11 protein-coding genes and 2 rRNA genes are annotated in these 13,115 nt (G+C 35.4%); 7 read left to right on the top strand and 6 right to left on the bottom strand.

What is annotated here, in order from left to right:
- Positions 1-11 precede the first annotated feature (11 nt).
- The 5 genes from infC to GvMRE_RS02890 all read right to left on the bottom strand — a co-directional run bounded on the left by infC (position 12) and on the right by GvMRE_RS02890 (position 6,642).
- Positions 12-560: a translation initiation factor IF-3 gene (infC, locus tag GvMRE_RS02915; protein ID WP_147409789.1), complete on the bottom strand. Its 549-nt coding sequence runs from the start codon at positions 558-560 to the stop codon at positions 12-14.
- Between the two features lie 64 nt (positions 561-624).
- Positions 625-1,224, bottom strand: coding sequence for a chloramphenicol phosphotransferase CPT family protein (locus GvMRE_RS02910; protein WP_147409910.1), 600 nt, complete (start codon positions 1,222-1,224; stop codon positions 625-627).
- Complete coding sequence (locus GvMRE_RS02905; protein WP_147409788.1) at positions 1,224-1,808, bottom strand: phosphotransferase-like protein; 585 nt, start codon at positions 1,806-1,808, stop codon at positions 1,224-1,226. Before GvMRE_RS02905 ends, GvMRE_RS02910 begins: the two co-directional genes overlap by 1 nt.
- Positions 1,809-2,010: 202 nt before the next feature.
- Positions 2,011-5,004 (bottom strand): 23S ribosomal RNA (locus GvMRE_RS02895).
- Positions 5,005-5,105: 101 nt separating this feature from the next.
- Positions 5,106-6,642: ribosomal RNA gene (locus GvMRE_RS02890) — 16S ribosomal RNA — on the bottom strand.
- Together the 16S and 23S rRNA genes form the textbook arrangement of a ribosomal RNA operon.
- Before the next feature lie 455 nt (positions 6,643-7,097).
- On the opposite strand from GvMRE_RS02890, the gene rpmH reads away from it, so the two are divergent.
- From rpmH to GvMRE_RS02855, 7 genes are all read left to right on the top strand, one after another.
- Entirely contained in the window at positions 7,098-7,226 is a 129-nt protein-coding gene (gene rpmH, locus GvMRE_RS02885; protein ID WP_147409787.1) for a 50S ribosomal protein L34, read from the top strand.
- Positions 7,227-7,239: 13 nt separating this feature from the next.
- Complete coding sequence (locus GvMRE_RS02880; protein ID WP_147409786.1) at positions 7,240-7,854, top strand: hypothetical protein; 615 nt, start codon at positions 7,240-7,242, stop codon at positions 7,852-7,854.
- Positions 7,826-9,250 (top strand): glutamate--tRNA ligase, encoded by a 1,425-nt coding sequence (gene gltX / locus GvMRE_RS02875; RefSeq protein ID WP_147409785.1) that lies wholly within the window; start codon positions 7,826-7,828, stop codon positions 9,248-9,250. Before GvMRE_RS02880 ends, gltX begins: the two co-directional genes overlap by 29 nt.
- Positions 9,251-9,279: 29 nt before the next feature.
- Positions 9,280-9,750, top strand: coding sequence for a hypothetical protein (locus GvMRE_RS02870; protein WP_147409784.1), 471 nt, complete (start codon positions 9,280-9,282; stop codon positions 9,748-9,750).
- A gap of 181 nt (positions 9,751-9,931) precedes the next feature.
- Positions 9,932-10,573: a 50S ribosomal protein L4 gene (rplD, locus tag GvMRE_RS02865; RefSeq protein ID WP_147409783.1), complete on the top strand. Its 642-nt coding sequence runs from the start codon at positions 9,932-9,934 to the stop codon at positions 10,571-10,573.
- Positions 10,574-10,584: 11 nt separating this feature from the next.
- Positions 10,585-11,763: a tyrosine--tRNA ligase gene (gene tyrS / locus GvMRE_RS02860; RefSeq protein WP_147409782.1), complete on the top strand. Its 1,179-nt coding sequence runs from the start codon at positions 10,585-10,587 to the stop codon at positions 11,761-11,763.
- A 485-nt stretch (positions 11,764-12,248) separates the two neighbouring features.
- Complete coding sequence (locus GvMRE_RS02855) at positions 12,249-12,872, top strand: coiled-coil domain-containing protein (RefSeq protein ID WP_147409781.1); 624 nt, start codon at positions 12,249-12,251, stop codon at positions 12,870-12,872.
- 73 nt (positions 12,873-12,945) lie between these two features.
- Here GvMRE_RS02855 and GvMRE_RS13410 read toward each other — a convergent pair whose 3' ends face one another.
- A complete protein-coding gene (locus GvMRE_RS13410) occupies positions 12,946-13,104 on the bottom strand; it encodes a hypothetical protein (RefSeq protein ID WP_172575224.1) in 159 nt (52 codons plus the stop codon).
- Positions 13,105-13,115: the final 11 nt, after the last annotated feature.

Raw genomic sequence — 13,115 nt, 5'->3', positions numbered from 1 at the left:
TATAATAGTTTTTACTTACTTTTTTGGAGAAGGAAACTGTAAATTTTCCCTTGGAGTTTGATTTTCCCTTGGAGTTTAATTCCTTCAGATTGAGATTGCAAGTTAGCAATAATCTTTTTACACTTTTCCAAAATCAATTCTTTGTATTCCCTTTCCCGGCCAACCATTTTTAAACTAACTTTTACTTGATGATTACTTTCCAACCACTTTTTGACTTTTTCAATTTTAGTTTCTTCGTCTTTTTCGCCAATACGATAAGTTAATTCAATTTTTTTAAGAACAGTTTTTTGTATCTTAGGCTTTTTTTTTAATTCATAGAGATATTTTTGGTAATCAACTATTTTGCAAACTGCCAGAGTTTTCTTATCGGGGTCTGGCAAGCGAAAACAAACTAAATCTTTTTTTTGTTCTTGGGCTTTCTTTAAGGCTTTTTCCTTAGAAATGATTTCATTATTTTCTTGTTCGCCGTTGTTTTCCACTAACAAAATTTCCCCAAAAGGTATTTTTTGGTTAATTAGGTGAAGAGAGGAAATTCTTTTTTTGTCTTTCAATTTTACCATTTACACAAATTATAATTTATATTTTAAATTATTTTTACAAGTTTTTGTTTCTTTTTATTTGTTATTAAGAGGTTTTTTGTGTTAACTTCATGGATTCTAAAATCATTTTTGCACTATCAAAAGGACTAAACTGGCCAGTATCAACTTTAAGATTATATTTATTTCAACTTTTTTTAAATTCTTCCATTTTAGCATACTGGTCGCGAGCCAGACCTCAGGCTCGATCACCGCGAATTTTTTCTCTTTCTTCCACTAATTTCAATTTACAGATAACTTCCACGAAATAAACTTGATGATTTTTAAGAAGCGAAGCATAGTTCTCTATTTCTTTTTTTTCTCAAATCACTTCATCAATAATAAGATTATGTCCATCATCAACTAATTGTTTAATAACTTTTGGGATTGACTGACTAACTTTTTTGCCATAAGAGCCACTTTTAACTTCCGTAATCGGAAGCCCTTCTTTGTCAATTCCTGAAATAAATTGAATTCCTTCACTGGCTTTCTCCCCAAAAGGTAAATATTTTGGAGGCATAGCTTTAAAAAATGTATCAATGCCAAAAGTTAATCAAGGTTCATCACTTAAATGCTGAATGGCTCCCACGATAGAAGACTTTCCGACTGAGGAACAGCCGTTGAGAAAGATAATTTTGCTTTTCTTCATTAGTAAGTTTTTAGTAATTCTAAAATTTTTTGTGCATTAGCAGAAAGATGCTTGTCATAGGTAGTGTCAACAACTAAATCATAAGGATAGCGGAAGTCTTTTTCATTTTGATAAAAAAGTTTTGCCATTCCTATAACTCTATCGCCTCTTGATTTTTCCCTTTCTTCTATAGTTGTTAAATCGCATTTTACACCGATCATATAAAGTTCATGACCGGAGAAAAGAGTTTTATAATCATCAATTAAAAATTTGGTGTCGTTTTTCTTGACAAAGTTACATTCATCAAAAATTACATTTAATCCATTATCAGCCAGTAATTTAACCACTTTTGGCAAGCAAGTAAAAACTTGGATAGCATAAGGACTGGCTTTCATTTCAGTTAATTTATCCGTTTTAGGGTCAATAACATATCGAAATCCTTCTTCGGCTTGTTCGTCAAAACCAACTATTTTTTTCGGCATGGCACCAAAAAGAGCATCAATTCCAACATATAAAAATTTTTCTTTGCTTAAATGCTGAATCTCTTTGGCAAGAGTAGTTTTGCCAACGGAGGCACCACCATTTAAAAAAATAATTTTACTCATTTAGGATAATATAATAAATACTGGCAGTGAACTATTTTTCCTGTAAAAGTATCTTCGCCACAGAAGTGCTTGACTGCCGTATTCGGAATGGGAACGGGTATTATACAGTATTGCTACTGCTTTCACTTCGTTAAAACCACCAGTATTATTAAAGAGGGATTTATTCCCTCAAAACCGAACACAAAAGAAAGAATTTCAACCAAAAAATAAGTCCTCGATAAATTAGTACAACTGAGCTGAACAGATTACTCTGCTTACACTTGTTGCCTATCAACCTCTTAGTCTAAAAGGTATCTTACTTCCTTTCGGAATGGGAAATCTCATCTTGGGACTAGTTTCGTGCTTAGATGCTTTCAGCACTTATCTATTCCTAACATAACTATCCAGCCGTGCCATTGACATGACAACTGGTACGCCATTGGTTAGTCCATCCCGGTCCTCTCGTACTAGGGACAGCCTCCCGCAAATTTCCTGCGCCCGCAATAGATAGGAACCAAACTGTCTCACGACGTTCTGAACCCAGCTCACGTTCCTCTTTAATGGGCGAACAGCCCAACCCTTGGAAGCTTCTTCACCTCCAGGATGAGAAGAGCCGACATCGAGGTGCCAATCCTTTTCGTCGCTATGGTCGCTTGGAAAAGATAAGCCTGTTATCCCCGGGGTAACTTTTATCCGTTGAGTGCCGACCTTACCACTAAGCATCGGCAGATCACTAAGTCCTACTTTCGTATCTGTTCGACTGGTCAGTCTCACAGTTAAGCATCCTTTTGCCTTTACGCTCACCACAGGATTTCTATTCCTGCTGAGGATACCTTTGAACGCCTCCGTTACTCTTTAGGAGGCAACCGCCCCAGTTAAACTACCCACCAAACACTGTCCTTTTGGCTCTAAACCAATAAGTTAGACTTTTCTGCTTATAGAGGTGGTATCTCACCGTTGACTCTGCCAAAACTGGCGTCTTGGCTTCATAGTCTCCCACCTATTGCTATCCTCAAATAAATAAGAAGAAAAATCAATATCAGGTTGCAGTAAAGCTCCACGGGGTCTTTCCGTCTAGTTGCGGGTAACCTGCATCTTCACAGGTACTAAGATTTCACCGAGTCTATGGTTGAGACAGTGCACGAATCGTTACGCCTTTCATGCGGGTCAGAACTTACCTGACAAGGAATTTCGCTACCTTTGGACCGTTATAGTTACGGCCGCCGTTCACTGGGGCTTCAATTCAAAGCTTCGCCTTGCGGCTAACTATTCCTCTTAACCTTCCAGCACCGGGCAGGCGGCGCCCCCTATACATCCTCTTACGAGTTAGCAGAGAGCTGTGTTTTTGGTAAACAGTCGTTCGTGCTTTTTACTGTGGCACCAGGTTGTCCTGGGCATTAATTTGCAAAGTTCCTTAACCATAGTTATCTCGCTTGCCTGAGGATACTCTCCTTGACCACGTGTGTTCGTTCTCGGTACGGGTAATATTATTATTTTTGGTCGAACCAAACTTAGAAGCTTTTTTTAGAAGCAAAGTATCAGATACTTCGGTACTCAGCGAACCTTTCCCTATCCATCATATTTCAAGGCGAAGCATCACGGATTTACCTATGATGCCCTCTACATACTTAGACCAACATGTTCAACAGTTGGCTTATCTTAACTGTCTCCGTCACTCCGTCAGTAATAATACTAGTACAGGAATATTAACCTGTTGTCCATCGACTACGCTTTTCAGCTTTGCCTTAGGTCCCGACTAACCCAGGGAAGACGAACTTGACCCTGGAAACCTTGGTCATTCGGCAAGAAGGATTCTCACCTTCTAGCGTTACTCACGCCGGCATTCTCACTAGCCAAAATTCCATTAATCCTTACGGTTTAACTTCATCACTTTGGCTACGCTCCCCTACCACTAAAAGGCATTAATTAATGACTAATAAAAGTTAATTCTTTAACAAAACTCTGTCTCAGATGTTTCTTTTACTAAATACGCTAATTAATGCCTTTTAGTTCATAACTTCGGTATAATGCTTGAGCCCCCTTATATTCTCGGTGCAAATTCCTTCGGCTAATGAGTTGTGACACACTCCTTAGATAATAGCTACCTCTAAGCTAATATTTTAGCTGTCTAAACGAATTCACTTCCTTCTACACTTAGCATTATTTAGGGACCTTAGTTGATGATCTGGGCTGTTACCCTCACGTCCAGGGATCTTATCACCCCCAGACTGACTGCCAGATAATGAGCAAAGGTATTCGGAGTTTGATTATAGTCGGTACCCAGTTAAGGGCCCTTCCATATTCAGTGCTCTACCTCCCTTGCTTTTCGTCTGACGCTAGTCCTAAAACTATATCGGGGAGAACCAGCTATCTCTAGGTTCGATAACAATTTCAGCTCTAATCACAAGTCATCCAAGATCGTTTCAACGAGCACTGGTTCGGTCCTCCATGGGGTTTTATCCCCACTTCAACCTGCTCATGATTAGCTCACCTAGTTTCGGGTCTATAATCATTGACTTAACACGCTCTATTAAAACTCGCTTTCGCTATGGCTCCACTTCGAAAAAAGTTTAACCTTGCCAATAATTATAACTCGCCGGCTCGTTCTACAAAAAGCACGTCATCAGACTTTAACGTCCTTTGACTTGTTGTAAGTGTGATGGTTTCAAGTTCTCTTTCACTCCCCTCCCGGGGTTCTTTTCACCTTTCCCTCACGGTACTAGTTCACTATCGGTGATTGATGAGTATTTAGCCTTACGGGGCGGTCCCCGTGGATTCCAACAAGGTTTCACGTGCCTCGTTGTACTCAGGATTAAATGCAGAGAGTTATTGATTTCGAATACAAGGCTTTCACTTTCTTTGGCTTGGCTTTCCAACCAATTCTTCTATCAATAACTTTGGTAACTCTTAACGCATTTTCCTCCAACCCCAACTAGTAAACTAATTGGTTTGGGCTCTTCCCCTTTCGCTCGCCGCTACTCAGAGAATCATTATTTATTTTCTTTTCCTCTGGCTACTAAGATGTTTCAGTTCGCCAGGTTCACTTCTAAGATTATGAAACTTAGATATTACCACATTACTGGTAATGGGTTGCCCCATTCGGAAATCCCCGGATCAAAGTTCACTTTCCAACTCCCCGAGGCGTATCGCCGGATATCGCGTCCTTCATCGCCTATCAATCCCAAGGTATCCACCATCCACTCTTTTTAACTTACGCTATTTGGTGAAATCTTTTTTTGTGTTCAGTTTTCAAAGAATAATGAGAGATAAAATCTCCCAAAACTAAATAGAACCTTTCTAAAAAACCTTTCTGTATTGAAAGGAGGTAATCCATCCGCAGATTCCCCTACGGATACCTTGTTACGACTTAACCCCAATTGCCAATCCTACCCTTGTCAACTTTCCCTCTCTTGCGAGAGTTTCCCTCACGGGAGTTGGTTTCAGGTATTACCGACTTTCGTGATTTGACGGGCGGTGTGTACAAGACCCGAGAACGTATTCACCGTGACGTTGCTGATTCACGATTACTAGCGATTCCGACTTCATGGAGTCGAGTTGCAGACTCCAATCCGAACTTGGGTTAGTTTTTTGGGATTGGCTCCCCCTCGCGGGTTGGCGACCCTTTGTCCTAACCATTGTAGCACGTGTGTAGCCCAAGATATAAGGGGCATGATGATCAGACGTCATCCTCTCCTTCCTCTAAGTTACCTTAGCAGTCTATTTAGAGTTCTCAACTGAATGATAGTAACTAAATACGAGGGTTGCGTTCGTTATAGCACTTAAGCATATGCTTCACAGCACGAACTGACGACGACCATGCACCACCTGTGTCGGGATAACCTCCGTTGAATTTCTTCAACTTTGCCCTCCATGTCAAACCTTGGTAAGGTTCTGCGCGTTGTATCGAATTAAACCACATGCTCCACCGCTTGTGCGGGTCCCCGTCAATTCCTTTAGGTTTTAGCCTTGCGGCCGTAGTCCCCAGGCGGAGCATTTAAAGCGTTAGCTGCGACACTAAGCATATTGCCTAATATCTAATGCTCATCGTTTAGGGCGTGGACTACCCGGGTATCTAATCCGGTTTGCTCCCCACGCTTTCATGCCTCAATGTCAGGAACAGAATAGTTGACTGCCTTCGCCTTTTTTGGTGTTCCTCTGTAGATCAACGCATTTCACCGCTCCACACAGAATTCCATCAACCTCTCCTGTCCTCTAGCAGAACAGTATTACCAGCTTCCGTCAAATTGAGTTTGGCATCAACCAGTAACTTACTCTACCATCTACGCATCCTTTACGCCCAATAATTCCGGATAACGTTCGCCACCTATGTCTTACCGCGACTGCTGGCACATAGTTAGTCGTGACTTTTTGCTCAGATGCAAGTTTTTAGGAGTACATCCAAGTAAAGAAGTTTACAATCCATAGACCTTCATCCTTCACACAGCATTGCAGCGATCAGGGTTTCCCCCATTGTCGACGATTCCTCACTGCTGCCTCCCGTAGGAGTAGGGACCGTGTCTCAGTTCCCTTGTGGCCGATCAGCCTCTCAGCCCGGCTACGCGTCTTAGCCTTGGTAGGCCTTTACCCCACCAACTAGCTGATGCGACTTATCCCCATCAATTAGCGAAAGTCCGAAGACTTCCTTTCCTTGGACCGAAGCCCAAGAGTATGCAGTATTAACTAGAAGATCCCTTGCGGGACCTTTCCAGCACGTCCTCCACTAAATGGTAGGTAAGATAAGCATTACTCACCCGTTCGCCGCTAAAAGTGATATTACTAACACTTTCCGCTCGACTTGCATGTGTTAGGCATGCTGCTAACGTTCATCCTGAGCTAGGATCAAACTCTTAAAAAAATAGCACGAGAATTCACCCGTACGTGATTGGTTCTATTTAGTTTTCAAAGATTATCGATTCATTTTTTTAATTGATAGGGAAAAACGAGCAAACCCAAATCTCTATAATATATTTTTAAAGTAGTTAACGAGAACTTGATGATAATAAAGAGAAATGTATTCATAGATAGGCTTTTGTAAGAGCAACTTAAGCCTTATATTAGGGTTGAAAAAGGTACTATTTATAAAACCAAGCAATCTTAAAAAAATGTTGATAAATTTCTATCTAATTAAATGTAATTTTGCCAAATGACTAGATATGCTGTTTCTTATTTTAGCCCTACTAAAACTTTTATCAAACCCTAGCAAGAATATTCTCACTTCTATAAGTGGTGGGTAGTTCACTAGCAAAAATAAACTTAAAACTAAAAAAACTAGAACACAATTAGAAAAGAAAAGTGTAAAATATATATTGTATGAAACGAACGTATCAACCTAGTAAAATTAAAAGAGCAAGAAAATGCGGTTTTCGCAAAAGAATGAAAAAAAACTATTCTGTAATTGTTAGACGTCGCCAAAAAGGTCGCTGACAGTTAACAGTTTAATTAAATGTCTTATATGGGTAAAGAAGAAAATCAACAAATTAAAGAAGAATTGAGAAAAAAAAGAAATATTTTTAGAGACATAAAAATTAAATTTAATAAATGAAGATTTAATATGTATTTATGTGCTGGACTCTATATTTTATTTTTCTTTATTGCTAACTGAATTATTAAAGAGTTAGTTAAACCAAGAGCCGCTGGTTGACTAGTTAATAATGAGAATTTAGTCATCTCTTTAACAGCAATAGTTCTTGGAATTTGTTTTATTGCTGATAGTATTGTTACTTCTTATTTAAAAACTCCTCTTCAAAGACTAGCCTTGAATATAGATATTTCTCCAATGGAAGAAAAGAAAAAAAACAATTTAATGAGGGTTACCCAGGAAACCAATGAACTTTTTAAAGAAACTTTTAAGAAATTTGGAATTTTAGTTATTCCTGTCATACTTACCAATATAATTGATAAGCCCCAAGAAACTAATGGAGACAAAAGAAGCGAGCATCCCTTGTTTTATATTTGCTATTTAATACCAATTCTCTTTGCTACGTGAAGAATTTGACAAGTTAACCGAGAATTAAACAAAATTGAACAAAAAATTCTCAATGAACAAAAAAAACATTACAGTAACTAGAACCCGTTTTGCTCCTAGTCCTACCGGGGAATTACATATTGGCGGAGCCCGAACTGCCTTATTTAATTATCTTTTGGCTAAAAAAAACCAAGGGAAGTTTATTTTGCGAGTTGAAGACACCGACCAAGAACGAAATAAAGAAGAATTTGTTGATAATTTATATGAGGATTTATTATGGTTAGGGATAAAACCCGATGAATCAGTTTTCCGAAATGGCGATTATGGTCCTTATCGGCAAACTCAAAGATTAGATATTTATCGGAAATATATTGAAAAGTTGCTAATAGAAAAAAAAGCCTATTATTGTTTCTGTTCCCCTGAGGAATTAGCCCAAGAAAGGGAACAATTTATCAGGGAAAATAAGCGGGGCAATTATCAATATTCACGCAAATGCTTACAATTGAGTGAAAAAGAAATTCAATCTTTTCTCTCCCAACAAACTCCTTATGTCTTACGTTTAAAAGTTCCCCAAGAAAGAAATTACTCTTTCACTGATTTAGTGCGAGGAGCAGTAAATTTTCAAGGTAAAGATATTGAGGATTTTGTGCTTTTTCGGCAAAATGGCATTCCTAATTTTAATTTTGCGTGTGTGGTTGACGATTATTTAATGAAAATTAGTCATGTTTTACGGGGCGAGGAGCACTTATCTAATACCGGCAAGCAATTAGTTTTGTATGAAGCGTTTGGGTTAAATCCCCCTCTTTTTAGTCATATTTCGATAATTCTCAATAAAGAAAAAAAAAAACTTTCTAAAAGAGACCAGACAACTAGTGAATTTCAAATGATTTGCCAATTACGTCAAAAAGGATATTTGCCCCAAGCAATAGTTAATTACTTACTCTTTTTAGGTTGACATCCAGGAAAAGGAATAACCCAAGAAATTTTTGACTTAAAAGAAGCCATTGAAAACTTTAATTTAAAAGGCTTACACTCTCAAGGAGCGGTTTTTACTTTGAAAAAACTCAACTGATATAACAACTATTATATTCGGCAATTGGAGGAAAAAGAATTTGAAAAATGGTCTTGGAAAGTATTACAAAAAGAATATCAATTAGCCGAAGAAAAAAAAGAATGGGTTAAAAAAATTGCCTTTTTGCTTCGTCCTCAATTGAATTATTTTCAGGAATTAATTAATTTAAGCAGATATTTTTTCCAAGAGCCGCTACAAATTGATTTGGACTTGCCTCCTTCTCAATTAGAAAAATTAAAAGAAGCAAAAGAATTATTAATAACTTTAAAAGATTGAAAAGAAGAAAGTATTCGTCAAGCCCTTCAAACTGTTAAAGATTTATTTCCCTTAATGAGGAGAAAGTTGACCGGACAAAAATCGGGTCCTGAATTACCAAAAATCATTTATTTGCTAGAAAAAGAAGAAGTTTTGAAGCGATTAAGTTAAAATTCTATTATATAACAATAATATTATGAATGACAACACACACACACACACACACACACAAAGTTAATAGTTTAGAGGAAATTATTGTTAAAGCCAAAGAATATGCTAATCAGGAGGATAAATGAGACTTAGAGAGAGTTTTTTCTAAAAGTGACAAAACAGGCAAGGTTAGAAAAGACAGAATAGTGCTTAAAAATGATAAAGGAGAAACAGTAAAAATTTACACCAAAAATTTTAAATTTAAAAAGGAAGTTTACCAAAAATGATTTGACGAAGTTTGTAATATTTTTCTTGAATCCTTTAAATCTGATAATCAAAAAAAGGAAAATAAGGACAACCAGGAACCAAGAAAAGAAAAACAAGAGCCTATTTCTAGCGATGTTCCAGCCAAAAACAATAAAAATGACAGTTCTAGTATTATTTGAATTATTGCCATTGTTTTACTAGTTATTGTGGGATTTGGTGTTATATACTGGTATTTCAAGAAAAAGACAAATTAAATCTTGTTAAAATAGTAATCTTATAGTCTTGTTTTGATGTTAAAGAAGAAACAAAAGTCTTAAAAAGTTAGAAAAATAAAACTTGACAAAATAATAAATAAAAAAGCGAATACTAAAAATATTAATAATAGTAAAATTAACTAGCAACGACAAAACAATACAATAAATAATTAAAAAAAATATGCAAATAAATGTAATTAATCAAAAACAAGAAATAGTGGGCAATTTACCTTTAAATCCAGAAATTTGGCAATCGCCTTATTCCGCTCATACTGTTTCTTTAGTCATTCGCAGTTATTTAGCCAATCAAAGACAAGCAACTAGCAAAGTGAAAACTCGAGGAGAAGTAAAAGGAAGCACTAGAAAAATATACCGACAAAAAGGAACTGGTGGGGCTCGCCATGGTGCCCGTTATGCTCCCCAATTTCGTGGTGGAGGTATAGCATTTGGTCCTACTGGTCAAGAAAATTATCGTTGCCAAATTAATAAAAAAGTAAAAAAAAAGGCTTTCCAATCAGTATTAAGTAAAAAAAATGCAAAGGGAGAAATAACGGTTATTGACAAAATAAATCTTTCTGAATACAAAACCAAAAAAGCCAATAATCTACTTACTGAATTAAAATTAAACGACAAAAAAATCTTGATTATTTTTTCTACGCAAGAAAGTAAAAATGAAGAAGTAAAAAGGGCATTTCACAATTTGCCAAAAGTAGAAATGACTAACAGTAAACTAATCAATACTTACGCAATGATAAATCATTCAACTTTACTTTTTACGCAAGATGCTTTTAATGAAATAGAAGAAAAATTAAAGCATAATTAAAAAACTTTTACATGTCTGCTGAACTAGAAAATGAATTAAAAACTTTTTTTATTGATCTACAAGAAAGAGGAGTAATTGCTGATTGTGCTAATTTAGAAAATAACTTTTATCAGTTAAATCCTAATGAAAAGGTAGTTTATTTAGGAATAGACTGCACAAGTGAAAGCCTTCATATCGGACATTTATTTCAACTTATTCAGACTATTCGCTTTGCCAAAAAAGGATTCACTGTGCTCCTTGTTTTAGGTGAAGCAACTAGCATAATTGGCGATCCTAGTGATAAATCAAAAGAAAGACCACGGTTAGCAACAGAAAAGATAAACCAATATTATCAAGAAATCAAAAATCAACTTACTCGAATAGTAGTTAGACCACCAATTTTAGAAACAATAGAAAAAGTAGAATTTGCTCCTTTGAGACTTTATAACCATAGCCCTGAATTATTAAGCAATATATATAAAATACTAGGAATAAACAGTAAAGACAGCAATGAGAAAAAATGAGAAAAATATTTAGGCTATATTTGACCTCTCTATGATAATAAATTTAAGATATTAAACAACCGACAATGGTTAGAAAAGTTAGGGTTTATTGATTTTATTGATAAAGTGGGGAGGAATATTACCATTAACTATTTATTAGCCAAAGAAACCATTAAACAACGAGTAAATTCAAAAACTGGTTTATCTTTTTTGGCGTTTAGTTATTCTCTTTTACAAGCCTACGACTTTTGGTATCTTTATCAGAACTATAATTGTCATGGCCAATTAGGAGGCAGCGACCAGTGAGGTAATTTAACCACTGGATTGAAGTTAATTAATAATATTCATCCCACAAATAAAACTTTTGTTTTTACTTTTCCTTTATTAACCGACAAAGAAGGTAAAAAAATTTCCAAAAGTGAAAATGGACAAAAAAAACTCTGATTAAATAGTAAAAAAGAACATTTAGTTGATTTTTTTTTTAACCTATCAGATAGCGAAGCCCAAACTTTTATTAGAAAATTTACTTTTTTAGAGGAAATCCAAATTAGAGAATTATTAAACTTTCCTCCACGGTTAAGAGTATTACAAAAAATCTTAATTGAAATATTTTTTTGGCTTAATTACGGGGAATTAAAATCATTGGAAAATATATTGGAAGAACGCGAGAAAAAAGTATCGAGCAAATGGAAAAAAAAAGAGCGATAGAAAGTGAGAAAACTTACAAAAAGAGAGAAGAAATATTGGGCACATCAATTAAATAAGCAAGTAGATTTTAACAAAAACTAATGAATAACTAAGGGGTGTGTTTAGCTAACTATTTCTTCTAAATAAGCCGTATGAACTTGGGTTTGTTGACTAGTGCTTTCTCGGGCTACTAAATTCTTGGCATGCTCCAACAATCCATTAAAACTTTTCCTTGCCAAGAAACAACTCTAAATTTCTTGTCTTTTATGCAATTTACTAGGCGGGAAAACTATTCGCTGGTGAGGTTATTGAGGTTTTTAGTTTTTACTGTTCGCGCACACGCATATTCATTAACTTAGAGAAAAAAACCCAAGAGTAAAACTATATAAATTTGGTTCACCAAATTATAAAAAAAATTATTTATAAATGTAAAATATATATATTATGAAAAAAATAGTAGTAATTAAAAAGCAAATAAATAAAATAGTGGGAGGAGAAGAGGAATAATGACATTAACTTTTGAACAGTTACCAGAAGTAGTAAAAGTACATACCGAACTCTTAATAATAGACAAAAATCTATATAATAATAGAAATAATACGGAAAAGTTTGTGGCAGATCTTTGAAATTATGGAAGTAGTTCATTAGAAGCTAATGTTTATAACTCGATAGCTAATGTAGCAATTAGGTCGCATTTAGTTATGTTCAAAAACGAAATTTTGACGCACAGAAATGATAGAAATAGATATGTTTATAATGAACAACGCTTAACATTAGGAATATCAAATAAAGCAGGAAAATATAAAGTTCAAGCAGAAAGTCTAAGGAATGAAAACTCTCAGTTGAAACAACAAAACAACCAAGAAATTAATTCTCTAAAAAATCAACTTAATCAAGCCGAAAGAGAAAAAAACACTCTCCAAAGAGACAAAAATACTTTAAACACTCAATTAGATCAGGCTAAAAGAGACAAAACCAATGCTGAAAAAGAAAGAGACAACCTAAAAAAAGAAAATGAGGATTTAAGAAAAGACAATCAAGATTTAAAAGATTGAGACAAAGAAATTCCTAGTTTTGAAACCTTTGAAGCCAAAATAATTCAACAACCTAATTATCCCTCTCAGAAATAGAAAAATAAGTAATTGCTAGGATTTGCCTGATTATAACGCAATTTTTTCTAATTTTCCGCACTTTTCACAGCATTTATAATGAGTAGTTTTTTACGGCTAAACTAGGCGCTGCCCCTCCGTATTTTTGTTGTTCTCAAATCTGGGAAATGATAATGTTGCTTAGAACCTTTTTATTTTCTAAAATAGCAATACTAGTTTCATCACAACTAGTTTCAATAGCAAGAATTATCATAATTCTTATTT

The sequence above is a fragment of the endosymbiont GvMRE of Glomus versiforme genome, assembly GCF_003546845.1.
The sequence above is the reverse complement of the archived record's forward strand: the minus strand, read 5'-3'. Positions and strand labels throughout refer to the sequence as shown.